Below are 24,155 nucleotides of genomic sequence, written 5' to 3'. Positions count from 1 at the left end.
AATGGTGTACTTAAAGACCACATAGATCAAACCCAACAATAGAATTCCGTAGGCGATAAAAAACGGATGATAAAGACTTAACAGCAATAGACCGAAAATAATTTGAAGTAATGCTGTGGGAAAGTCAATCAATAATTTTGAAATTCCTTTTTGTATGTTCAGTGTATCGAAAAAACGGTTGGCCAGTTCCGGTGGATATAAATTACGTAGTTCTGACATTTTTATCTTTGGAAAACGATAGGCAAATTCAAAGGAACTTCTAGTAAATATTTTTTGTTGGATATTTTCAATGATACGTATCTGCATCAATTGGAGCGCTCCTTGAAATGCCACGCCCAAGGTTACCAAAATCACGAGGATAATCCAGGAGGTAGTTACCTGTGCCCCCTGAATCAAATTGATTATGGCCTGTATTCCCAAAGGCAAGGTCAAACTGACCAAACCGGCAAAAATTGCATAATAAAATACTTGGCGGACATCCTTTTTGTCCAATTTTAGCATCCTTATTAAGCGTTGCCATGCGGTAATTATTTTTTTAGCCATTAGTGTGATTTAAAACGTTAAAGACTAGGTCGGTCAAATATTCTGTAGGTGTAACTTCATCACCACAATCCGTCATCGATGAAAAATGATCTTTTAAGAAGTGTTGGTGCAGGGCACCTCCTAATATGGTACTCGCCAAACTGGATGGGTACTTGTAGCTTGGATTGTACTGCTTTATCATTTCACTTAACCTTTTTGCCAATCTCTTATAGCTGGCAAAATAACCTTCCTTATCTTCCTCGTCCACCTCTTTGGTCAAGTAGGATTTTGAATACTCGTTAATGACGATTCTATTTAGAAGAACCTCATTGATATGGGAAAAATTGGAGTCCTCCGTGATTTCCCTGGAGATCATATAAATGGCCTTGGTCAGTTTTTCGCCAGGCTTTGGAATGTTATGGGTAGCAAAAACAAGTTGGTATTCCATCCATCCCCAGTACCATGAAGTGAGATACAATAAAAGCTTGTGCTTGTTCTCAAAGTAGCGATAAATGGAACTCTCATTGGAACCTATTCTTTCGCCCAATTTTCTAAAATTGAATTTTTCGAATCCAAGCTCTCCCATCATAACGATACTCATCTTTACAATGGACTTCCCAAGCTCAGACGATTCCGGGTCTTTGACAAATAACTTATCGTTCACACGAATTTTTACACCTTGAAACAGCTCTTCCATTCCATAATTTTAATAGTTATTACTGGCGAATATAATAGCAATACTATTACAAAATAAAAGTTTAACTTTTTTTAACAGAAGTAATGCTTTTATGATAATTGGATCTTTTATTTTTGAAATAAGAAATAACAGGTGTTATTTTATGGATATGATAATTTGAAAAGTTTATAATTTCGAATTTCATATAGTTCATGGAAAATAAACTGTTTTAACAACCTAATTTGTGAACCTTAAATTGATTGTATTATGAAACATTTAGTATCATTTTTAACATTGTTTTTAGTGTCATTTGGTGTTTTTGGACAAACCGAATCTGCCGACGTTAAGGTTGGGGATATTTTTACCATACAAAAAAGTACGAACCTACCTTTTGACCATATTCATTTTCCAAGGGCAAATTTCATCATAAAACGTGGTGGCGTTGCCAATTACAAAAGCCTGGATGATGTAAAGGTCAAAGTGGTAAAGGTAATGGAGGATGACATGGTCCAACTTACGGCCGTTGATGGCAAGAAATTCTTTAACTCCTATAAATTTGTAAAGGCCGATATGGCGAAAGCCTTGGAAGCAGGAGAATTGGAATATCTTGATTTGAGAAGCAAAACCACCGTAGCGAACAATTAGTCCTGCTTTAAATAAGGTAGTATTTGTTTACTACACATATTTTAAAAGGTAATAAAAACAAAAGTCCTGCCGCAAAAATACTTGTGGCGGGATTTTTTACTTTTGTCCCTCATGTATTTTTGATATGTACAGTGATAAAAAAGAAGTAAAAAGGTGTGGGTGGTGTTTGGGAGATGCCTTATACCAGGCCTATCACGACATGGAATGGGGAGTTCCGGTTAGGGATGATGCCACTTTATTCGAGTTTCTCATATTGGAAACATTTCAAGCCGGGCTCAGTTGGATCACCGTTTTAAGAAAGCGTGAAAATTTCAGGATTGCCCTGGATAATTTCGACTATAAAAAAATAGCCCGGTACAATCAAGATAAAATAAACGAACTTTTAGAAAATCAAGGTATCATAAGAAACAAACTGAAGGTATATGCCACTGTTTCCAATGCCCTTGCATTTATGAAAATACAAGCGGAATTTGGAAGTTTTAGTAATTATTATTGGGGGTTCGTAGCCAACAAACCCGTTAAAAACCAGGTTGAAAATTACAAGGAGGCCCCTGGGACGACACCGCTTTCGGATACCATTAGCAAAGACCTCAAAAAAAGGGGCTTCAAATTCGTTGGAAGTACCATGGTCTATGCCATGATGCAAGCTACCGGGATGGTCAACGACCACGAAAAAAGTTGTTTTAGATATGAAGAGCTATAGTTTACTTACATTATTGATTCTTATTGGATGTTTTGTGAACGCCCAAAATAAATATGAACGGGAATACCGGATCAGGAAAAGCCAATTTCCTTCAACGGCAATGGACCTTATCGATGACACGTTAGACGATGCCAAAAGAATCCGGTTCTACAGGGAAACAGACAGTACCAAGATCAGTTATGAGGCAAAGTTCAAAAAGGATAGGTTATGGTACAGCGTTGAGTTTGATGAAGATGGAACCTTGGAGGATGTGGAAATACTGATCAAAGAAGTGGATATTCCATCGGACTCCATGAAAATAATATTGAAATATCTCGATAATTCCTTTACAAAGTATCGTATCAAAAGAATTCAACAGCAATATCCTATTTCCAAAGAAGAGCCTACGGAGAAAACGATTCGGAATGCGTTTCAAAACCTGATACTGCCCAGCATAAACTATGAATTCATCGTAGCGGGAAAAAAGGACAAGGAGTACTTTGACTACGAGCTGCTTTTTGGGTCCGACGGTAGTTTTAAGAAAATGAGAAAGTCCCTACCTCCCAACTACGACCATGTCCTGTATTAAACGCATTTCCATACTACTTGTTCTGATTGTTTTTATGGCCCCTTTCGTAAACTTGGCCCAGGACAACCTTACGGGCTATTGGAATCCACAGGTGGCCCTGAATTATGATGTAACGTCCAATTATTCCCACAACTTTTCAATTGAAAACCGGTCCTTTCTTTATAGGGACTCCGATGTTCAACTTACGGTCCGGCAAATGGACATTAACCATTTTTCCAATCTTAAAACAAGGGACAACCAAAGTGTTGGTTTTGGCATAAAATATAGGATCCGAAATTCCTTTGACAACAACGCCAACAATGAACTTCGGCTCACCCAACAGTTCAACGCCACCTTTAAAAATGGAAGTATCCGGTACGGAAACCGATTTAGAACGGAACAAAGGATTACCAGTGATAATACAGTACATAGATTTCGGTATCGGTTTGCGGCCGATTTCCCTTTGATGGGCGAAAAACTGGATGTTGGCGAACCTTATTTGGTAATCTCTACAGAATCCCTTTTAAGCGTGGGCAGATCCATGACCCCGGAATATGACCAAAGATTTACACCCAAACTGGGATGGGTGCTTACTCCAACGACCAAATTACAAATAGGAGGTGAATACCGAGCGGAAAACTACACTGGGAGTACAGAATACGAACTGTTCCTTTTAACAGAACTTGTGCTAAGCCTTTAATTGTTCCAAAAAGGATTCCCTAGAGATTTCCCTTGCCCCCAAACTTGCCAGGTGATCTGTGTACAATTGACAATCTATAAGCTTGTAGCCCTGTTGCTGTAAATCCTGTGTCAGCCGGATAAAGGCGACCTTTGAGGCGTTCGAAACTTTACTGAACATACTCTCACCACAAAAAATATAGCCCAAATCTACCCCGTAAAGACCCCCTACCAGACTGCCCTCTTCCCATACCTCGTAGGATTTGGCAATTCCCCTTTCATGTAATTTGAGGTAGGCCGATTTCATTTCCCGGGTAATCCACGTTCCGTTTTGCCCTTCCCGTACAATGGACGCGCAGTTTTCAACCACGCTTTCAAAACAGGTGTTTACGGTAACACTAAAATTATCGGATTTAATAACCTTTCGCATGCTTTTTGAAATACGTATCTCTTCCGGGTAAAGTACCATTCTGGGATCTGGGCTCCACCACAAAATCAGGGAATCCTCGTTGAACCAAGGAAAAATTCCACTGCTATAGGCCAGTAGCAATCTTTCCGGGGAAAGGTCGCCGCCAACGGCCAATAAGCCTTCTGAATTTGCCTTCTCTACAGGTGGAAAATACAGTTCCTGGTCCAAAAAATAAATAGCATTTTGTCCTCGCTGCACTATAAATTCTTTTTTTTCAAATTACACAATAGACCAAAAAGGCGAAAACTTGTTTAACCTTTTCAGGTCGAACAAGTTCCCGTATATCGAAGTAATTTTAAAAAATAGCTTTCGTAAATCTACTTAAAAAGGTAGATCGTCATGGTCCTCCTCGTTAAGACTGTCGGCAGGCTCAAAGGCTTCCATGGGCGGTACTGGAGGCATTCCTTCCGGTTGGGAAGGTGTCAGGTTTTCAATTCTCCAGCCTTGAATGGAATTGAAATATTTGGTTTCGCCTTGGGGATTTGTCCATTCCCTACCTCTTAGATTGATACTGATCTTTACATCCTGTCCAACCTTGTAGTTGTTCAACAAATCACATTTGTCCTGTACAAACTCAACCATAAGATGTTGGGGATATTGCTCGTCTGTAGTGACTACAACTTCACGCTTTCTAAAACCGTTATTACCAAATGTTTGGGTATCCCCAATCAATTTTACCTTTCCTTCTATTTCCATCTTAATGCTCTTTTAATAAACAGAAATCAAAAATAAACAAAATGAACGGGGAATAAAACTGTAGGACAATCAATACACAACAAATAATCGCATTTTGGGTTATCTTTAGTAGTACAAAATTTCTGGATGAATTTTAGTCCTAAAAACAAGATGTCCAATATATTCCTAGTTGTTGGCTCCTTTATCGTTGTGAGCCTGATACTCTGGAATACTAATAGCTTTTTTAAGACCTTTAAGGAAGAGGAACGTCTAAAGATGGAGATTTGGGCCACGGCCCAATCAGAATTCCTACAATCTGCGGAGGATGTTGATTTGGGCAGCCTGCATTTAAAGGTTTTCCAAAACAATACATCAACGCCCATGATCCTTATCAATAAGGACAGCTCCATTAGAACGAACAATATACCCACGGAACTGGCCAAGGATTCCCTTTACATTTCGAAAAAACTAAGGCAGTTCCAGGACGAGAACGTACCCATTTCCATTGATCAGCAGGGCGAACATTTGGCCACGCTCTATTATGGAAATTCTGAAGTCTTAAACAAATTGAAGTTTTATCCTATTGCCTTACTTCTCATCATTCTGCTATTTGGGGCGGTAATCTATTTCCTGTTCAAAACGAACAAGGCATCGGAACAGAACAAATTATGGGCGGGCATGGCGAAGGAAACTGCGCATCAAATAGGCACCCCACTTTCCTCATTGCTAGGATGGAACGAACTGTTGAAAACCGAAAATATCAATCCGGACATCACCAAGGAAATAGAGAAGGATATTGCCCGATTGCAGACCATCACGGAACGGTTCTCAAAAATTGGCTCCCTTCCAAAACTGGATGCGAGCGACATTGTCGTTGAAACCAGGAACGCCTATGACTACCTTAAAAGGCGGAGTTCAAAGCTTATCCATTTTTCCTTCAACTCAAAAGTGGAGAATGCCCAGGTTTTATTGAACAGGTCGCTGTATAATTGGACCATTGAGAACTTGGTGAAGAATGGCATCGATGCGATGAAAGGCAAGGGAAGCATCGCCATAGAGATCGTTCCCAACGGAAAATATGTGAATATTCTCGTGGCCGATACCGGTCATGGAATCCCCAAAAGTAATTTTAATACTATTTTTAACCCCGGCGTGACCACAAAAAAACGAGGATGGGGCTTAGGGCTATCCCTCGTTAAACGAATCGTGGAGGAATATCATAACGGTAAGATAAAGGTACTCTCCTCTGGCAAAGAGGGAACCATCATGCAAATTACGCTTAAAGTACACCAATAGTCATGGCAAAGGAAAAACTGAAAGTAATCAAGGAAGCGGACTTGACCAATAACTGTCCGGAGTGTTTTAACCAGGACCTAAAGTTGACCTTTTATCAAAAACATACCTACGGACGTTTTTTCCACAAAACAACGAACGAAATAAGCAACCAGATTGTCTGCAGAAAATGTAGCTCGATGATCTATCCCGTTAAATGGACCGATGATATAGAGCGTCTGTTCGATTATTATCAAAAGACGGTCGTGCCCGAAAAGAAATCCACCAAACCCACCTTCCTATTTTTTATAATCCTTTTGCTGATGATCGCGATTGTGGGTATTGGGGTGTACTTCTTTTTGGGAGGAACAATCAAAGTTTAGCAGCGATCGCTTCGGCTACTTGCTTGAATTCCTCTTCCGATAGTTTCACCTTTTTTTGAAAGGTAGCGTCCTGCATGGAGTTCAAAGGAATCAAATGTACGTGCACGTGCGGTACTTCCAAGCCAATGACCGTTATCCCCACCCGTTTACATTCCACGGCCTTTTCAAGAGCCTTTCCAACCTTTCTAGAAAACGCCATAAGCCCCAAATAGGTAGCCTCGTCCAAGTCCAGAATTTTGTCTACCTCCACCTTGGGGGTGCATAAGGTATGGCCTGTTGCATTTGGGTTGATATCCAAAAATGCCAAGAAATTTTCATCCTCCGCAACTTTGTAGCATGGGATTTCTCCGTTGATGATTTTAGTGAATAGGGTTGCCATGGTTTTAATTCTTAAATAAAAGTATGATAGTTTAATTTAACTTTTAACGATGGCGCTATGATCTGTGGTCCTTTTTCAGGCTCATGCTTTTGGGCCATTGATCATAACGCGTGTTGGTCGTAGTTTTTTTTAATTTTATTTTCTCCTAAAATTAGGAATAAAAACTACGGATAGTTTGCCATAAGACAATGACAAGGTCTCTTTTCTTCAAGATTTCCGTTTTATATTGATGTATACATTGCGTGTATGATCAGTCTAAAACGGAACTAAAACTCCCCTAAATGAATGAAAATGAACAACAAAGAGTATAGTAACAAGTTACTTTATTCCCATTTTAAGTGTAAGATACTTATTTTCTAATGTTCATAAAAGATACCAAAAGAACAGCATAGTATTTCCTTTGAGCCACTAAACTAGTTCTCCATAAACTTCCACAATAGCATTTACCAAAACAAAAATCCCACCATGGTTGCCATGATGGGATTCAAATTATGGTATATGGAAACTACTATTCCCGTGTAATTTCCAGAATATCGAATTTCATGGTGCCGTTGGGTACGGATATTTCCGCCACTTCACCCACGCTTTTTCCCAACAACCCTTTTCCAATAGGCGAGTTCACGGATATTTTCCCGGATTTTAAATCGGCCTCGCTTTCGGCAACCAATTTATATTTCATTTCCATACCGTTGGTCTGGTTCTTGAGCTTCACGGTGGACAAAACCAAGACTTTTGAGGTATCCAACTGGGATTCATCTATGAGTCTTGCATTTGCCAAGGTCGCCTCCATTTTGGAAATCTTCATTTCCAGCAGGCCCTGGGCCTCCTTGGCGGCATCATATTCGGCATTTTCGGACAAATCCCCTTTATCCCGCGCATCGGCAATGGCCTGGGAAGCCTTGGGCCGCTCCACGTCCCTCAGGTAATTCAATTCCTCTTTTAACTTTTTAAGTCCCTCAGCAGTGTAATAAGATACGTTACTCATTAGTTCATCGTTTTATAAATAGCAAAATCCTCTATAACAGCCATATACCCATGACTTTTTTAGAGAGGATTTCCCACAAATATATATAATTTTGTACAAATTTAAGTATCGAATCCCCAAACATTCTTACAGCATGAAACGCGTATCCCTTCTTATTCTTTTTCTTTTTTTTCTGGCCTGCGACAACAGCACCACAAACCGAAACCCGTTTCTACAGGAAATCAATTTTAGGTTCGATGCCAACCTTAATCTCCCCCTTTTCAACCCCTTGACCAATACGGGGAGTGCGGTCTTGGTAACACAGGATGGCGTGGGTACCCGTGGGGTTTTTATAATTAATGCCGGATTTAACCAGTTCAGAGCCTTTGAGGCCAGTTGCCCCAACCATGCGCCCAACGAATGTTCCACCATGACCTTGAACGGTCAGGTAGCGACCTGCTCCTGCGAGGACTATGAATACAGTCTTTTTACGGGACAGATGCTCAACAGGCCGGATGATGGCAATCGCTATTATGACATGTTGGAATATAGAACGAGTTTTGGGGGCAATACTGTTACTGTTACGAATTAAGGTTCTTTTTTTACAAATAAGACCCCAAAGGTTTTGAAAACCTTTGGGGTCTTGATTTTCAATCTGTTTCTTCTTTAAATACGCTTATTTCGATTAAAAATTCACCGTGGCACCCAACAAAAAGTTGATGCCTGCCTGTGGATAAAATCCGGCACCTTCTACAGTGGTAATGACACCAGGATTCGAAAAGTCATCATCGAACGTGAAGAAATAGCCATTCGATACAATATCCGCATCGAACAGGTTATTTACCAACCCAGAAAACACGATGCTCTTCAGAAACCCATTGAACGGAATTTCGTACTGAAAATTCAGGTCGGTTTGGGTGTAGGCATCCAAAATGGAACTTTCCGCATCTATATTGCCCATATACTGTTTGCCCACATATTTGGACAGCAAGGAAATTTGCAATGCTTCCACCGGACTGTAGGTTATCAGGTTTCCAGCTATGATATTTGGCGAATAGGCGATGTTGGTATTCCCCAAATTTTGCAGTACCCCGTCCCTTTGGAACAGAAAATCCCTGTTTTTATTGGCACTCAACGTAATATTAGGTGCCCACGTAACTTTAGTGCCTAATCGTACCTGAGCGTCAACCTCCAATCCTAGCCGATAGCTATCCCCAACATTGGCCCTTAGCGGGGCCCCAACATCGTTCAATTCACCTGTCAACACCAATTGGTCCAGATACTTCATATAGTACAGGTTCGTGTTCAGTTGAACATCTGGAGAAATGTAGCGCCATCCCAATTCCCAATCGTCCAATTTTTCCGGTCTTGGGCTACCATTTTCATAGTCGTTCCTGTTGGGTTCCCTGTTGGCACGGGCATAGGAGAAATAGAAATTATTGTTCCGATTAAGATCATAGGTAACCCCCGCTTTGGGATTGAAAAAGTTGAAGGTATCATCAACCAAACCCGTGTCCTCGCCATTGGCCCGATACCCCACCGCTCTGTACTGCAGATCTCCATAAAGTGACCAATGGTCGTTCAGCTTGTAATTTGCCTTGGAATAGATGTTGAAATCCGACTTTTTGGAGGTGTCATCATAATAGCGGTCACTATAGTCGCTATTGCTGGCGAACCTTGCCCAAATGACTTCCCCGAAATGGTCGCCCACATAGTTGTTCCATCCCCCTCCAAATATCAGGTTCAGGTTTTCCTTGTTATAGGTTGCGGAAAAGACCGTTCCGTAAAAATCATTGTCCAACCAACGTCGGCGGATCAGATCGGTAGTATTCACTTCTTCCCCGTTCACGTTGAGGGGTTCAAAACCATAGGTTTCAAAAACATCGTCTTCCCTAAACTGCTCAAAAAATCCCCGCCCCCGGGTATAGTGCAAGGCGATGTTGGTACTCCACGAATCGGACAAGCGTTCGTTCCACAACAGCTGGGCATGGTCCTGTTTGTAGTCGTCTACCTCGTTTTCATAGAATTGAATGTTTCCATTTTCGTCCGTATAAATTCCCGAAGGATTAAAGGTGCGGTCCGTCCGTAGAGTCTCCGCATCGATACCGTACCAAGCTTGGTAGGTGATTTCATGACCGCCAAAAAGCAGGGCTTTGATAAGGGTATTATCGTCTTTATAGGCACCTTGTAAAAAATAGGAATCCAGATCTGATTTTGCCCTATCGATATACCCATCGGAATTTATACGTGAAAGCCTCCCGGAAATTTCCACCCTATCGTTTAGGAGACCCGTGCTGAATTTGATATTCCGTCTAAACGTATTGAAACTGCCATACGAGGAAGAAACTTGCGCATAGGCATCTTCGGAAAATCCATCGGTCAACAAATTGAGACTGGCACCAAAGGCTCCGGCCCCATTGGTGGAAGTTCCCACGCCGCGCTGTAACTGCAGACTCTCGGTAGAGGAGGCAAAATCGGGCATGTTCACCCAAAACGTTCCCTGCGATTCCGCATCGTTGTAAGGGATACCGTTGATCGTTACATTTACCCTTGTGGCATCGCTGCCCCGTACCCGTATACCGGTGTAGCCTACTCCGGCCCCTGCATCTGAGGTAGTGACCACCGAAGGCAAAAAGTTCATTAAAATAGGAATATCCTGACCCAAATTTCTGGGCTTGATTTCTTCCTTTGTCAAATTTGAAAAGGTCACCGGGGACTCCTTGGTAACACGTACCGCTGAGACAAAGACCTCGTCCAGTATTACTTTCTTCCCTTCAAGGGAATCTGTTTCCATTGGTTGTTGTTGGGCGTAAGCGCCCATGGTTAGGCCCAAAAAGGCCATTGTTGCGAACATAGAGTTTTTCATTCGTAAAAGTGTTACGAATAAAAGGGGCTATTATTCTAAATTAAACATGAATTTTGTCCAACTAAGGACCTTGATAATCCTAATGTGGCGATTGCCATCCCTTGGCAGCATTACCTGCCCAGGTTCATTGGGTATAATCTCAGCTTCCTCCTTGTTAGGATTCGGCACCCCTTTGAGATGGCGCAAAAATACACCGCTTGATTCAATAAATCGATATGGGACAACAAAAAAATTGGCCCAATAAAAAAGGGAGCCGACTGTCCAGCTCCCTTTACCACCATCAAGATCAATTTCAGGACCAAAACTAGGGTACAACAACCAAAACCTTATGAAAACTCCCAAAACACAACTACCACAATTTGTAATAGCCTGTTTTTGTTGAATCGTCCTGAAACTTAATGGCCCCTTTACAGTTAACGGTTAGTGTTTGACTTTCGAGGGTTCTTAAATTTCTTTACATCTTATAGGACACACTTTTAGCCCTGAGGTCACCTTACCAAAAAATAAAAAGTGAAACGTTTATTTTTGTTGTTTGAAAATCAATAATTTACGAAGTGTTTTTTTTTATTTTGCCAATAATCCTTGAAAAGAAAACCTTCATACGTAAATAAAAAAGGCTGCCATGGCAGCCTTTTATAAATCGATTAATACAGTATTCTTCATCTCTTCTTATTCGTAATCCAATTTCCATAAGGATCAATATAGACCGTACGCCTGGTACCACTTTTTAATACCATGACCAACTTAAATATTCCTTTAGAATTTCTATAGGCCGCTCCCAACTTTGATGTTGGATATTCCTTTAAAATTTCTTCCACTACGGCGGGGGTCAACTCACTAGACGGAATTCTTTCATAATCGTCGTTTACCATTTCAATTTTTGAAACTTTTCCCATTTGGTAGGAATATGCATGGGCGCTCATTATCGTTGCAAAAACCACTATGCTAAATAGGATATACTTTTTCATTAGATATTTTTTGTTAATGATTCGTACTTACTTTTATTTACGGGGTCATTGCCGAGTTGGATGTTTGACTATAAAACTTTACTTTTTTTTTAACGCAAAAAGAGGTTATACCCAGTATGTCTAAAAAAAACATGGGCATTATTCATTATGTTAAGACTTATGTTCTTTGAGATAAAAAAAGTGCGTAACAAGTACATACTTTTTAAACTTACTTCTTGGTTATTTTAAGCTTGATGCGAATCCTTTAAAAGATCCAAAACCGTCTTCACCGGATTGAAGGTTACCAATGGAACTTCTACGAAAATGGTATTCCAGTGCGCCATGGCACCGTTCCATAATCCCGGAAGCTCCAAAGCCTTTAATTCTTTGCCATTCATGGTCTTACCAGTGATGAAGCCCTGTTTTGGATCGACAAAATCCAGGAGATTGTATTTGTTCCCTTTATAGTCGCGAATACCACAGACCAAGTCCACCGGATTGAAGTGGGTCGAATTTTGTAGAATGTCCACTTGCTTTGGGTTATACATATCGATTTGGGCAGATTCTATTATCTGTAATGAAATCTCACCATCGGCATTTTTTATCCAAAACGGACCGCCACCCGGTTCGCCTTCGTTTTTCACCATACCACAAATGCGGATGGGCCTATTGATTTTGGATTTTAAAACATGCGTCTTTTCCGTATTGGATAGACTATGGAAATCCATCGAAAATTTTACATTCAGTTCTTCGGATAAGAAAACCCTTATTATATCCAGTTCTTTTTCGGAGACACTTCCCTCATCTAGCATTTTAGCATATTCAAAAGCTTTTTTCTGGACTTTCAGCAGGACACCTGCCAAGGTCTTTTTGCTGTCCGCGACCGCTTTTGCATCCTGCATTACGGCCACGTTATCGATATTCTTTATGAAAATAACGTCGGCATCCTGTTCATTTAAATTCTCTATCAAGGCACCGTGCCCACCTGGTCTGAACAAAACGGTGCCATCCGGATTCCGAAAGGGTTCATTGTTCATATCTACGGCAATGGTATCCGTTGAAGGTTTCTGAAACGAATAATCCACGGTATAGTTTATCCCCGTTTCTTTGGAAACCCTTTCCCCAACCTGATCCAATTCTGTCTGGAACATTTCTTCATGCTGTTCGGATATCGTAAAGTGCAGTTTACTGCCGTTGGAGGAACTTGCATACAGCGCACCTTCCTTTAGGTGTTCCTCAAAAGGTGTCGCCGTATTTTCTTCATATTTATGAAATGGCAATAATCCTTTGGGATAAAATCCATAATTCAACGCATCCTCGCCTAATAGTTCCTTTACGAACAAATAGACCTTTTCCCCTTCAGAATTAAAACTATTGGGAAGCCTGTCCATGACCTTTCTATAAAAGGGCATTTGTTCCAAACCTTCGGAAAGCTTTTTGATATCCCTATCACCCGTACGTTCCAAATAGGTCTCTAAGGATTCCTTGCCGGGATCATAAGCGTCCAAATAGGAAAAAAGTGCCTTGAACATTCTGGAGGCGGCACCGGAGGCCGGCACGAACTTAAGTATATCCAAGTCCCTAACATTGGATTCGTAATAATCGATCAACTCCCTTTCTTCCCCCTCCGTGAAACGAAGAATCCCGTTACCAACAACGGCGGCACTTTGCAAATCCACAAAGGGAATTCCTTCCTTAAATGTGTTGATTTGGTCCTCCACTTTTTCCTTGGCAATCCCCTTGTTTGCCATTTGTTTCATATCCTGTTCCGATAGTGCTATCATTTTCTGCGTAAATTATCTATGAGTTCAACTGCACGCTTTAGGCGCTCTTTTTTATTCCCTTTTAAGATACTAAAATTGCGATGATACTTTTCCAACGTCGCCCTAAAATATTCGAACATTTGTTCCCTCTCGTTGGGTTTGTCCCTAAGGTCGTCCGCTTCCCATGGTGTATCTATATAGGTGAGCAAATAAAGGTCGTAGGTGTTTTCCAAGGCAAACTTTTCCAATAAAGGGTCACAATCCCCAACGTAATAGGCCTCTGAATATACTTTGGTTTCCAAGAGATCCGTATCGCAAATAAGAATTTCAGTTGCTTTTTTGGTCAGTTGGTTTTCTAGTCGCATTTGACCTTCAGCAATGGGCAAGAGGTCTTCCGGTTCACAGTTTTTACGTTCGTTGTCCCATTTGTTCTGTAGGTACTCCCGCGCATATTCCGGCACCCAAACCGTATTATAATGTTTGGCCAATTGTTGGGACAAAGTCGTCTTTCCAGTGGATTCAGGCCCAAAAAGCACTACTTTTAGGATGCTTGAAGGTTGTTGTCTATACTTTTCTTCCATTCAAAATAGCCTTGGATAGCCAAGATGGTAAATATAAGATATTGCAAGGAAAGCATACCCCAACCCCTGTAGGCATAAAGTGGAACGGTAATGACATCCGCCAAAATCCAGAGCGTCCAATTCTCCAGTTTTTTAAGTGCCATATACCACATTCCAGTGAAGAAAATGCCCGATGTGATAATATCGATATAGTTCGATGGACCCACCTCCACATCAAAAATTCGATATACGATATAGGTAACGACCATGGTGAGCAGAAAAAGTCCAAAACCGATGCTCTTTTCCCTGGCATTGGTCCTTGAAATCTGGACAATCTTTTTATCGTTCTTGGTCCTGGCCCAATTCCACCAACCGTAAACGCTCATGACCGAAAAATAGAAGTTCATCATCATATCGCCCAGCAATCGGTCCCTATATAAAAGATACACAGTGAGGACCGTAGCGACCAAACCCGTTGGGTACACCCAAATATTTTCCTTCTTGGCGTACCAAACACTTAAAATGCCGGTTACGAAGACAATGGCTTCAATGACTATGATAAAGGTCTCCTTATCCCGGTAGGGCCCAAGGAAAAAATCAAAAATGGGGCTCATAGGCGCTTCTGTCGGACTTTACCAATTTCATGTACATCAAGCCCTTGTCCATGAGTTCAAAGGCAATTTTTACCTCGGTCTTCAGCACATCCATAACGGTATCATAGGGTCCGAAAACCTGCGTACTTAAGGGATTTTCCAAAACGACTAGTCCGGAATTTCTAAGGTTTTTGATTAAATTGATGATATGTTCCTCAAAATCGTCCTGTAATGGGGAAAAAGTAAGTTCTACGGATATGTCCATATAAATTGTTTTTGGTAAAGATATTTGATTGTAGGTGCAAAAACTACCCCATTTACTTCTTAATGGCATATACAAGGGTAAAACCTTCGAACTCCAAAAAGTGTACGTCATAATGGGACACATCCCCATGGTAAAGGATTTCGGCCGTAGTTTGGTTTTGGGCAAAAGAGAAATCGGCCACATTGATATGATGTAAAAAACTGATGCCCTGTTGGCCGTAAATTTTGTAAAGCGATTCCTTGGCCCCCCAAACAATGGTCAATTTCCGAATGATGGCTTCGGTATTCGCCAAGGTCCTGTACTCCTCAAAAGGGGTAAACTTATGCGCTATCCTGAGAATTTTTTCCCTGTTCTTTTCTATATCGATTCCTACTTCTTCTTTCTTACTGATAATGATGGCCGTAAAATGGTGGGAGTGGGTGATGGAAATATAGTTCCCGTCCTTCAAATGGGGTTTTCCAAACTCGTTGTAATATAAATCGGTGTCCTCATAACCGTAAAGTGCCAATAAGTGCCTGATGCTTAAAAAGGCCCTTCGGTGCAATTCAGATTTCATACCATTGAATCGAGATTGACAATGGTCCGTCAATTGGATTCCCGCTCCCAAAAAATCTTCCGTCTCCTCTACCTTCCAAATGGCTATGGAAGTATTCAAATTTACTGTTATAGTTTTGTAAAGAGGCATTGAATTTTCGGGTATTTTGTACCTTTGAGGTTGCTAAAAAAGTAAGTTGCATTTTAACGAAAGTAAAAAGAAAAAAACATATGAGCACTACAACCATTCCCTACGTTCCTTTTAAGGTAAAAGATATGAGTCTTGCAGCTTGGGGAAGAAAAGAAATTGAATTGGCCGAGGCAGAAATGCCCGGTCTAATGTCCTTGCGTGAAGAGTACAAAAATGAGCAACCTCTGAAAGGGGCGCGTATTGCAGGTTGTTTGCACATGACCATTCAAACGGCGGTATTGATAGAAACGCTCGTTGCTTTGGGAGCAGAGGTGACCTGGAGCTCCTGTAATATTTTTTCCACCCAGGATCAGGCTGCAGCAGCCATTGCGGAGGCCGGTATTCCCGTATATGCTTGGAAGGGAATGAACGAAAAGGAATTTGACTGGTGTATTGAACAGACCCTTTTCTTTGGGGAGGACAGAAAACCATTGAACATGATTTTGGACGATGGTGGGGACCTTACCAACATGGTATTGGACAGGTATCCCGAATTGGCCAGTGGTATAAAAGGCTTGTCCGAAGAAACGACTACCGGGGTACATCGCTTGTACGAGCGAGTTAAAAAGGGAACCTTGCCCATGCCTGCTATCAACGTGAACGATTCCGTAACCAAATCCAAGTTCGATAACAAATACGGTTGCAGGGAAAGTGCCGTGGATGCCATAAGAAGGGCCACGGATACCATGCTCGCCGGAAAAAGGGTGGTCGTAGCTGGTTATGGTGATGTAGGTAAAGGTACCGCTGCTTCTTTCAAAGGAGCCGGCTCTATCGTTACCGTTACGGAAATAGACCCTATTTGTGCGCTTCAAGCGTGTATGGACGGTTTTGAAGTGAAGAAATTGGAAACGGTGATTGGTACTTCCGATATCGTTATAACGACCACCGGAAACAAGGATATCATTAGAGGGGAGCATTTTAAGGCTATGAAGGATAAAGCCATCGTTTGTAACATTGGCCACTTTGACAACGAAATCGATATGGCATGGTTGAACAAAAACTATGGCGATACCAAGGACGAAATCAAGCCACAGGTGGATAAATACACCATCAATGGCAAGGATGTAATTGTTCTTGCGGAAGGAAGATTGGTAAACTTAGGATGTGCCACCGGCCACCCAAGTTTTGTAATGAGCAATTCCTTTACAAACCAGACCTTGGCGCAAATAGAACTTTGGAACAATAGTGAGAATTATGAAAACCAAGTGTATATGCTGCCCAAGCATTTGGACGAAAAAGTTGCAAAACTACATTTGGAACGCCTTGGTGCCGAATTAACGGAACTTAATGAAGAACAGGCCGAATATATTGGGGTTACGGTAGAAGGACCGTTCAAACCTGATTATTACAGATACTAAACCGAATACTTTCAAAATAAAGCCCTTACCAAAAATAAGGGCTTTATTTTTTTATCCTAATGGTTTTTCTTTATTGGATTATCCGTTAAATTCACATTCCATAATCTAAAAGCCTCATAGCGGTGCTACGCAAAAAAAGAAGCTAATGAACAAAATTATTTTGGTTGCCTTGATAGTCTTTTGGTCCCTTCAAAATTCAAGGGCCCAGGAAGCAGTCTCCATCGACAAAAAATTTACAAAGGAAATTGAACGGCTTGCCAAGGATAAAAAGGTTGCGTCGGCATTCAAATTCATAGAGGAACAAAGGGAGCAGACCACTCAGGACCACATTGCCCTCACCGAAATTCTCGCAGCGCCTTTTAAGGAAGACAAAAGGGGTATCGCCTTTGCCAAACTACTCGAAGAAGCAGGGGTGGACAGTCTCTGGACGGACAAGGTGGGCAATGTCATCGGTCTTAGAAAAGGTACGAGCGGGGAATCTGGCTACGTGGGGATTGATGCCCACTTAGATGTTGTTTTCCCTGAAGGTACGGACGTTACCGTTAAAAAGTTTGGCGATACCTTAAAAGCACCGGGAATTGGGGATGATACAAGGGCTTTGGCAAATCTTATTTCCATGCTTAAGGGAATGAACAAAGCTGGAGTCAAAACTGATAAGGATATTCTTATTGTTGGCACGGTGGGTGAGGAAGGATTGGGCGATCTCCGAGGCATGAAGTTCATATTCAACGAATCCGGCATGGACATTGATTCCTGGATTGCCATTGATGGGGGCAGTATGGGAAGGATCAGTAACGCAGGATTGGGCTCCAAACGATATAAACTACTTGTAAATGGAAAGGGCGGGCATTCATGGGGCGCTTTCGGACTTGCAAATCCACATCACGCCCTAGGCAAGGCCATCGATATTTTTTCAAAAGCGGCTTGGGAATATACTTCGGGAGATATCTCCAAGACGAGCTTCAATGTGGGTAGAATTGGTGGCGGGACTTCCGTCAACTCGATACCGTTTGAATCCTGGATGGAGGTGGACATGCGGGCCATCAGCCCAAAAAACTTGGATGAGATCGAAGAAATCTTTAAACAATCCGTAGAAAGGGCGATAAACGAATACAATTCCAGCAGTATACAGGGCGAAGTAACCTATGAGCTCATCAAGATTGGTGACAGGCCTTCGGGAGAACTGTCTGCTGATATCCCCTTGGTTCAAAGGAGCATGGCCGCTACCGAATATTTTGGGGGTACGCCCTCATTGGGCAGGGGCTCCACCAATATCAACATTCCCATTTCCAAGGGCATACCGGCCGTATGTATCGGCAGGGGCGGATCTGGAGGTGGGGCGCATTCCTTGCACGAATGGTATGTGAACGACGAGCCATCCGAAGAATCGATAAAACTGGCCCTCTTGATCACATTGGCGCAAGCAGGATTGGACAAATAATATAATTTTTATTCTATGACGATATATGTGGATATGGACGAAGTCATAGCAGATACATATGGCGCCCATATTGAGATTTATAATGAAGAATTCAATGCCATGCTCACCGAGGAGCATTGTATGGGTAGCGAAGTCTGGCATAAGGTTCCCGAAGCCCATCAGGACAGTGTACGGAACCATGCGCGACGCCGCGGTTTCTTCAGAAATTTAAAACCGATAGCCGACAGTAGGGAGGTCCTTAACGAACTGACTAAAAAGTATGAGGTGTATATTGCCTCTGCGGCCATGCAATTCCCTAATTCCTTGGAAGAAAAAAGTGATTGGCTGGATGAGCATTTCCCTTTCATTCCATGGCAGAATAGAATTTTATGCGGTCACAAACATATATTAAAAGGAGATGTTCTGATTGATGATAGAAGTTATAACCTCACCCACTTTGATGGTAGACCGTTACTTTTCACATCACCCCATAATATCCATACCACGGGAATAGAACGGGTGAATTCTTGGAAAGAGGTGGCGGACAAATTATTATAGAACAGCATAAAAAAACCCTCACAATGTGAGGGTTTCATTTTTTATAGAAGGCTATTTCTTAAGCCTCAAACGGCTCAATGGAAACATAGGATTTACCACCCGCCTTTTTCTCGAATTTTACAAGACCGTCTACTCGGGCATGTAAGGTATGGTCCTTACCAGCATACACATTCTCACCTGGATTGTGTTTTGTACCTCGCTGTCTAACGATGATGTTACCGGCAATAGCAGCCTGGCCACCAAAAATCTTAACGCCCAAACGTTTCGATTCTGATTCCCTACCATTTTTTGAACTACCTACACCTTTTTTATGTGCCATAATTTTAAGGTTTTATATTGTTATACTTAGAAAATAAAGAATCAGGATTCTTTACCTCCATCTAATTCATCTTGCCACTTCTTCAACTCATCCCATTTACCCTCAGCGGCCAATTTGGCTTGCGCTGGCCAAGTATCGGTTACGTGGTTACCACGAACGTCTGCGATGATTTCAGAAATTTTCTCCGGAGTGGACTTTGCCAGTTCTGCGAAGGTTGTGATGCCAGCGGCATTCAAGGTCTCTGCAATCTTAGGTCCAATTCCTTCTACCTTTTTAAGGTCATCGGTTGCTGCTTTTGCTTTGGCGGCCTTTGGTTTTGATGCAACCGACTTGGCTACGGGAGTTTCCTGCTTAGCGGCTGGCTTCTCCTCTTTTTTGGCCGGTTCGGCTTTTTTAGCACCTTTGGCTACGATGGATTCGATTACAATCTCCGTAAGGGATTGTCTGTGTCCATTTTTCTTTTTGTAGCCTTTACGTCTTTTCTTGTGAAAAACGATTACTTTATCACCTCTAAGGTGCTTAATGACTTTGGCCTCAACAGCGGCTCCGTCTATAGCTGGGGCGCCAACGGTAACGTTCTTACCATCATCCAAAAGAAGTACATTATCAAAAGTTACCTTTTTACCTTCTTCTGTCTGTAAACGGTGAACGTACACTTTTTGGTCTTTCGCAACTTTAAATTGCTGCCCTGCCATCTCTACAATTGCGTACATATCGTTAAAAATGTATTGTTAAAACCTACTGGATTTTTTCCAAAGGCGGGTGCAAATATACTGCTTATTACGTAACCTACAAGGGTTTTTTAATGATTTTATCCCTTTCCTTGCTTTAGGTTATTGGAGGGTTTAAAAAGCTGCATAAAGGAAAGCGTAAGTACCAAGGAGGTAACAAAACCCATGGTGGCGACCACCAAAAAAACGATGGCCTCAAAATTTTCGTACTCCTTTGCCCATTTCGTGGAAAGCTCTTCCAAAAATCCAGGAGACAATTCTGTTGAATAAAAAGCAAAAAACAACGTAAAAATAAGTGTGGCGACCCCGCCCGTTACAAGCCCGGCAACAAAACCGGTACTATACCCAAAAGTCTCTGGACTCTTCACTTTCAGGTATTTAATGGTTTCGTAAACACCAAAGCCAGTTATTATCATATTAAACAGACTATAAAAAACATTGGTGTGTAGGCCCAAGAGCGCCAAAATCAAAAAATAGGCGATAAGACAGGCGCTAGTTACAATTCCGAATCTAATAGGGAGCGTATAATTTTTCATCTGTTTATTTTTCCACAAAAGTTAATGAATCTTTATCTAAATCGTAACTCAAAACGATACTCTTTATGAAGATTAGCACAACATAAAACGTATTTTAGTGTAACAAACTCCAAAAATCCATACCAATGGTTTGGAAGAACACTAAACATTAAAAAAATGAAGAAAAAGCTATTTGCGGTTTGCACCCTTTTATTTTCATGCACATTATTGCTTGCCCAAGAAGTCCAATATGAGGAATATGACCTTGACAATGGCCTGCACGTCATCCTTCATAAGGACAATTCCGCGCCCGTGGTCACAACTTCGGTCATGTACCATGTTGGGGGAAAGGATCGTACCGAAGGTAGGACAGGTTTTGCCCACCTCTTTGAGCACCTGTTGTTTGAAGGTACCAAGAACATAGAAAAAGGGAAATGGTTTGAGATCGTATCCTCGAACGGAGGTACCAACAACGCGAACACTACGCAGGACAGAACCTATTATTACGAAGTTTTTCCATCCAACAATTTGGAACTGGGCCTTTGGTTGGAGTCGGAAAGAATGCTTCATCCCGTTATCAACCAGGATGGAGTGGATACGCAAATCGAAGTCGTAAAGGAGGAAAAGAGGCTACGGTATGATAACTCTCCTTATGGCCAATTGCTTCCGGTCTTAGGGGAAAACCTTTTTGAAAAGCACCCTTATAAAGACCCCAATATAGGGTATATGAAGGATTTGGAGGCCGCTACCTTGGAGGATGTTAAGGCATACAATGAAAAATACTACGTACCCAACAATGCAGTGCTGGTAGTAGCGGGAGACATCGATATAGCGAAAACGAAAGGTCTGGTACAGGATTACTTTGGGCCGATTCCAAAAGGTGCCGATGTTTCCCGGAACTATCCCAAAGAAACCCCAATTACTACGGAAAGACGGGTGCAATTCTATGACCCTAATATACAGATACCCGCTGCCGGATTGGCCTACAGAACACCTGGATTCAAGGAACGGGATGCCTATGTTTTGGATATGATATCGACCTATTTAAGTGATGGTCCCACTTCCAAACTTTACAAAAAAATGGTGGACGATCAAAAACAGGCCTTGCAGGTGGGGGCTTTCAATATTCCACAGGAGGATTATAGCATGTATTTTGTCTTTGCCTTACCCGTTGGGGAGACGCCCTTGGATACCTTGATTTCCGAGATGGAAGAAGAAATTGCCAAGGTGCGCACAGTACCCATTTCAGAAAGAGATTACCAAAAACTTCAAAATAAGTTTGAAAATCAATATGTAAATTCAAACTCCAGTGTGGAGGGCATCGCCAATTCCTTGGCCAGAAATTACATGCTCTATGGTGATACGGAATTGATCAATAAGGAAATCGAGATATATCGTTCCGTAACCCGAGATGAAATCATGGAAGTGGCCTCAAAGTATTTAAAGCCCAATCAACGCGTAATTATCGACTATTTACCTGAAGAAAAACCTTCAAACTAAAAAAATGAAAAAGCTATATACCCTATTATTCAGCATATTGGTGGCAACTGCCACACAGGCGCAAGTGGACAGATCCACGATGCCTAAACCCGGACCCGCCCCGGAGATAAACCTGGAAGAACCCCAAAGTTTTAGCCTAAACAATGGGTTAAAGGTAATGGTGGTTGAAAACCATAAGCTTCCAACGGTTTCCATTCAACTGACCATAGACAACCCGCCCATTTTGGAGGGTGATAAAGCTGGCGTGTCCAGTTTAACAGGTTCGTTGATGGGCCAAGGGTCAAAGAACATTCCCAAGGACGAATTCAATGAGGAGGTCGATTTTCTTGGGGCCCGAATTAGTTTTGGGGCACAAAGCGCCTTTGCCAGTTCACTTTCCAAGTATTTTCCAAGAATGATGGAGTTGATGGCCGATGCCGCCATAAACCCCAATTTCACTCAGGAGGAATTCGACAAGGAAAAGGACATTTTAATTACTGCATTAAAGGCCGAAGAAAAAGATGTTTCGGCAATCAGTGGAAGGGTTCAACGGGCATTGGCCTACGGAAAGGACCATCCTTACGGGGAATTTACGACCATTGAAACCGTCAACAATATAAAATTGGAGGATGTGAAAACCTTCTACCGGGATTATTTCGTACCCGCGAACGCCTACTTGGTAGTAGTTGGCGACGTAAATTTTGATGAAGTAAAGGAATTGACCGAGAAGTATTTTACATCATGGACCAAAGCGGTTCCCCCATCGTTCACTTACAGCAAGCCCAAAGATGTCTACAATACACAGATCAGTTTTGTGGATATGCCAAACGCCGTACAATCCGAAATTACGGTTCAGAACATCGTGAACTTGAAGATGAAAGATCCCGATTATCTGCCGGCCTTACTAGCCAACCAAATATTGGGAGGCGGTGGTGAAGCCAGATTGTTCCTGAACCTACGTGAAGATAAAGGGTATACCTACGGATCTTATTCCGCCATAGGCGACGACAAATATGAACCATCCAGGTTTAGGGCCACGGTCAGTGTACGAAATGCCGTAACCGATAGCTCAGTTGTTGAGATTCTAAAGGAAATCGATAGGATCATAACCGAACCGGTATCGGAAAAAGAATTAAAAAACACCAAAGCCAAATATGCTGGTAGGTTCGTTATGGCGCTGGAGCAACCCCAGACCATTGCCAATTACGCCTTGAACATAGAAAAAGAAGGGCTGCCAAAGGATTTTTACAAGACCTATTTGGAAAGACTGGAAAAGATAACCGTTGAAGATGTCCAAAAAGCGGCACAAAAATATTTTAGCTCCTCGAATGCGCGCGTGGTTGTGACAGGGAAGGGAAGTGAGGTCTTGGAGAATCTTGAAAAAGTGGAGTTCAAAGGAAAAACTCTACCCGTCCTATTTTATTCAAAAACGGCGGAACGTACTGAAAAGCCAGATTACAATGCCGCATCTCCGGAAGGATTGACAGCGGAAACCGTGATTGAAAACTACCTAAAGGCCATAGGCGGTAAGGAAACTTTGGAAAGTGTATATTCCTATTCGATGACCGCAGAAGCGGAAATGCAGGGAATGAAACTGAATTTGGAACTAAAGAAAACATCCAAGGACCAGTTCATGCAGGATATCCAGATGATGGGGAACTCCCTGAGCAAGCAGGTTTTGGACGGTGATACCGGCTATATGGTGGCACAGGGACAGCGCAAGGATTTTTCCGAAGAAGAAATCACGAAAATCAAAGAAGAATCGGCACCCTTCCCGGAATTGAACTATTTGGCCGCCGGGGGTCTTACCTTGGAAGGAACCGATATGGTTGGTGATACAAAAGCTTACAAGGTAAAGGTTACGGACAACAAGACCGTTTTTTACGACACTGAAACCGGACTAAAATTGCAGGAAGTAAATGTCATCGACATGCAAGGACAGACCATGCAACAGACCATGATGCTGGAGGATTATAGGGAAGTATCGGGCATCCTATTTCCGTACAAGCTCATACAAAGTATGGGTCCACAGAATATTGAGTTCATTGTATCGGAAATTAAGGTCAATGAAGGGGTTACCCCAGCTGATTTTGAGTAACCTTTCCAAATAATTAAAAAGCCCGCTCCAAAAAGGAGCGGGCTTT

Annotated in this window: 27 protein-coding genes and 1 pseudogene; 12 read left to right on the top strand and 16 right to left on the bottom strand. The window is 41.9% G+C overall.

Annotation, left to right across the window (positions count from 1 at the left end; all coding sequences use genetic code 11):
- Positions 1 to 543, bottom strand: a pseudogene (locus F0361_RS08195) (ABC transporter ATP-binding protein); the annotation flags it as partial.
- Positions 536 to 1,219: a TetR/AcrR family transcriptional regulator gene (locus F0361_RS08190; RefSeq protein ID WP_138256932.1), complete on the bottom strand. Its 684-nt coding sequence runs from the start codon at positions 1,217 to 1,219 to the stop codon at positions 536 to 538. The pseudogene F0361_RS08195 and the gene F0361_RS08190, both read right to left, overlap by 8 nt.
- A gap of 246 nt (positions 1,220 to 1,465) precedes the next feature.
- Here F0361_RS08190 and F0361_RS08185 point away from each other — a divergent pair, with 246 nt between their 5' ends.
- From F0361_RS08185 to F0361_RS08170, 4 genes are all read left to right on the top strand, one after another.
- Positions 1,466 to 1,843, top strand: a complete 378-nt coding sequence (locus tag F0361_RS08185) for a hypothetical protein (RefSeq protein ID WP_138256931.1) — start codon at positions 1,466 to 1,468, stop codon at positions 1,841 to 1,843.
- A 124-nt stretch (positions 1,844 to 1,967) separates the two neighbouring features.
- The gene (locus tag F0361_RS08180) at positions 1,968 to 2,546 is read left to right on the top strand and encodes a DNA-3-methyladenine glycosylase I (RefSeq protein ID WP_154917976.1); all 579 of its coding nucleotides are present in this window, start codon (positions 1,968 to 1,970) and stop codon (positions 2,544 to 2,546) included.
- Complete coding sequence (locus tag F0361_RS08175) at positions 2,533 to 3,114, top strand: hypothetical protein (RefSeq protein WP_154917975.1); 582 nt, start codon at positions 2,533 to 2,535, stop codon at positions 3,112 to 3,114. The genes F0361_RS08180 and F0361_RS08175 overlap by 14 nt, the downstream gene beginning before the upstream one ends.
- Positions 3,101 to 3,793 (top strand): DUF2490 domain-containing protein, encoded by a 693-nt coding sequence (locus F0361_RS08170; RefSeq protein WP_154917974.1) that lies wholly within the window; start codon positions 3,101 to 3,103, stop codon positions 3,791 to 3,793. The genes F0361_RS08175 and F0361_RS08170 overlap by 14 nt, the downstream gene beginning before the upstream one ends.
- Here the strand turns inward: F0361_RS08170 and aat are convergent.
- Both aat and F0361_RS08160 read right to left on the bottom strand, forming a co-directional pair.
- The gene (gene aat / locus F0361_RS08165; RefSeq protein WP_154918534.1) at positions 3,782 to 4,417 is read right to left on the bottom strand and encodes a leucyl/phenylalanyl-tRNA--protein transferase; all 636 of its coding nucleotides are present in this window, start codon (positions 4,415 to 4,417) and stop codon (positions 3,782 to 3,784) included. The genes F0361_RS08170 and aat overlap by 12 nt on opposite strands.
- 144 nt (positions 4,418 to 4,561) lie before the next feature.
- Positions 4,562 to 4,936, bottom strand: coding sequence for a DUF3127 domain-containing protein (locus F0361_RS08160; RefSeq protein WP_154917973.1), 375 nt, complete (start codon positions 4,934 to 4,936; stop codon positions 4,562 to 4,564).
- Positions 4,937 to 5,062: 126 nt separating this feature from the next.
- Between F0361_RS08160 and F0361_RS08155 the strand changes: the two genes are divergently transcribed.
- Both F0361_RS08155 and F0361_RS08150 read left to right on the top strand, forming a co-directional pair.
- Positions 5,063 to 6,211 (top strand): sensor histidine kinase, encoded by a 1,149-nt coding sequence (locus F0361_RS08155; RefSeq protein ID WP_138256926.1) that lies wholly within the window; start codon positions 5,063 to 5,065, stop codon positions 6,209 to 6,211.
- 2 nt (positions 6,212 to 6,213) lie between these two features.
- The gene (locus F0361_RS08150; RefSeq protein WP_138256925.1) at positions 6,214 to 6,570 is read left to right on the top strand and encodes a hypothetical protein; all 357 of its coding nucleotides are present in this window, start codon (positions 6,214 to 6,216) and stop codon (positions 6,568 to 6,570) included.
- On the opposite strand, the gene F0361_RS08145 is transcribed toward F0361_RS08150, so the two are convergent.
- Positions 6,560 to 6,949: an HIT family protein gene (locus F0361_RS08145; RefSeq protein ID WP_154917972.1), complete on the bottom strand. Its 390-nt coding sequence runs from the start codon at positions 6,947 to 6,949 to the stop codon at positions 6,560 to 6,562. The genes F0361_RS08150 and F0361_RS08145 overlap by 11 nt on opposite strands.
- Before the next feature lie 508 nt (positions 6,950 to 7,457).
- Positions 7,458 to 7,934, bottom strand: a complete 477-nt coding sequence (gene greA, locus F0361_RS08140) for a transcription elongation factor GreA (protein ID WP_138256923.1) — start codon at positions 7,932 to 7,934, stop codon at positions 7,458 to 7,460.
- A gap of 133 nt (positions 7,935 to 8,067) precedes the next feature.
- On the opposite strand from greA, the gene F0361_RS08135 reads away from it, so the two are divergent.
- On the top strand, positions 8,068 to 8,505 hold the full coding sequence (locus F0361_RS08135) for a Rieske (2Fe-2S) protein (protein ID WP_170257979.1): 438 nt from the start codon (positions 8,068 to 8,070) through the stop codon (positions 8,503 to 8,505).
- Positions 8,506 to 8,598: 93 nt separating this feature from the next.
- On the opposite strand, the gene F0361_RS08130 is transcribed toward F0361_RS08135, so the two are convergent.
- The 7 genes from F0361_RS08130 to F0361_RS08100 form a co-directional block, all read right to left on the bottom strand.
- Positions 8,599 to 10,779: a TonB-dependent receptor gene (locus F0361_RS08130; RefSeq protein WP_154917971.1), complete on the bottom strand. Its 2,181-nt coding sequence runs from the start codon at positions 10,777 to 10,779 to the stop codon at positions 8,599 to 8,601.
- A gap of 659 nt (positions 10,780 to 11,438) precedes the next feature.
- Positions 11,439 to 11,747, bottom strand: a complete 309-nt coding sequence (locus F0361_RS08125; protein WP_154917970.1) for a hypothetical protein — start codon at positions 11,745 to 11,747, stop codon at positions 11,439 to 11,441.
- Between the two features lie 224 nt (positions 11,748 to 11,971).
- Positions 11,972 to 13,510 (bottom strand): DUF4301 family protein, encoded by a 1,539-nt coding sequence (locus F0361_RS08120; protein ID WP_154917969.1) that lies wholly within the window; start codon positions 13,508 to 13,510, stop codon positions 11,972 to 11,974.
- Entirely contained in the window at positions 13,507 to 14,070 is a 564-nt protein-coding gene (locus tag F0361_RS08115) for an AAA family ATPase (protein ID WP_154917968.1), read from the bottom strand. Before F0361_RS08115 ends, F0361_RS08120 begins: the two co-directional genes overlap by 4 nt.
- Positions 14,031 to 14,663, bottom strand: coding sequence for a nicotinamide riboside transporter PnuC (gene pnuC / locus F0361_RS08110; protein WP_154917967.1), 633 nt, complete (start codon positions 14,661 to 14,663; stop codon positions 14,031 to 14,033). The genes F0361_RS08115 and pnuC overlap by 40 nt, the downstream gene beginning before the upstream one ends.
- Positions 14,647 to 14,907 (bottom strand): hypothetical protein, encoded by a 261-nt coding sequence (locus F0361_RS08105; protein ID WP_154917966.1) that lies wholly within the window; start codon positions 14,905 to 14,907, stop codon positions 14,647 to 14,649. Before F0361_RS08105 ends, pnuC begins: the two co-directional genes overlap by 17 nt.
- 52 nt (positions 14,908 to 14,959) lie before the next feature.
- Positions 14,960 to 15,592: a 4'-phosphopantetheinyl transferase family protein gene (locus tag F0361_RS08100; protein ID WP_154917965.1), complete on the bottom strand. Its 633-nt coding sequence runs from the start codon at positions 15,590 to 15,592 to the stop codon at positions 14,960 to 14,962.
- Positions 15,593 to 15,672: 80 nt separating this feature from the next.
- Here F0361_RS08100 and ahcY point away from each other — a divergent pair, with 80 nt between their 5' ends.
- From ahcY to F0361_RS08085, 3 genes are all read left to right on the top strand, one after another.
- Complete coding sequence (ahcY, locus tag F0361_RS08095) at positions 15,673 to 16,989, top strand: adenosylhomocysteinase (protein ID WP_154917964.1); 1,317 nt, start codon at positions 15,673 to 15,675, stop codon at positions 16,987 to 16,989.
- 145 nt (positions 16,990 to 17,134) lie between these two features.
- Positions 17,135 to 18,430, top strand: coding sequence for a M20/M25/M40 family metallo-hydrolase (locus F0361_RS08090; RefSeq protein WP_154917963.1), 1,296 nt, complete (start codon positions 17,135 to 17,137; stop codon positions 18,428 to 18,430).
- Positions 18,431 to 18,445: 15 nt separating this feature from the next.
- Positions 18,446 to 18,967, top strand: coding sequence for a 5' nucleotidase, NT5C type (locus tag F0361_RS08085; protein ID WP_154917962.1), 522 nt, complete (start codon positions 18,446 to 18,448; stop codon positions 18,965 to 18,967).
- Between the two features lie 58 nt (positions 18,968 to 19,025).
- On the opposite strand, the gene rpmA is transcribed toward F0361_RS08085, so the two are convergent.
- From rpmA to F0361_RS08070, 3 genes are all read right to left on the bottom strand, one after another.
- Positions 19,026 to 19,286 (bottom strand): 50S ribosomal protein L27, encoded by a 261-nt coding sequence (gene rpmA / locus F0361_RS08080; RefSeq protein ID WP_099544685.1) that lies wholly within the window; start codon positions 19,284 to 19,286, stop codon positions 19,026 to 19,028.
- 41 nt (positions 19,287 to 19,327) lie between these two features.
- Positions 19,328 to 19,999, bottom strand: a complete 672-nt coding sequence (gene rplU, locus F0361_RS08075) for a 50S ribosomal protein L21 (RefSeq protein WP_154917961.1) — start codon at positions 19,997 to 19,999, stop codon at positions 19,328 to 19,330.
- Between the two features lie 98 nt (positions 20,000 to 20,097).
- Positions 20,098 to 20,553, bottom strand: a complete 456-nt coding sequence (locus tag F0361_RS08070) for a DUF4199 domain-containing protein (protein ID WP_154917960.1) — start codon at positions 20,551 to 20,553, stop codon at positions 20,098 to 20,100.
- A 156-nt stretch (positions 20,554 to 20,709) separates the two neighbouring features.
- Between F0361_RS08070 and F0361_RS08065 the strand changes: the two genes are divergently transcribed.
- Together F0361_RS08065 and F0361_RS08060 are read left to right on the top strand one after the other, a co-directional pair.
- Positions 20,710 to 22,032, top strand: a complete 1,323-nt coding sequence (locus tag F0361_RS08065; protein ID WP_154917959.1) for a M16 family metallopeptidase — start codon at positions 20,710 to 20,712, stop codon at positions 22,030 to 22,032.
- A 4-nt stretch (positions 22,033 to 22,036) separates the two neighbouring features.
- Entirely contained in the window at positions 22,037 to 24,109 is a 2,073-nt protein-coding gene (locus tag F0361_RS08060) for a M16 family metallopeptidase (protein ID WP_154917958.1), read from the top strand.
- Positions 24,110 to 24,155: the final 46 nt, after the last annotated feature.

The organism is Maribacter flavus (assembly GCF_008386635.1).
Lineage (GTDB): Bacteria > Bacteroidota > Bacteroidia > Flavobacteriales > Flavobacteriaceae > Maribacter > Maribacter flavus.
This window is presented reverse-complemented; position numbering and strand designations above follow the sequence as displayed.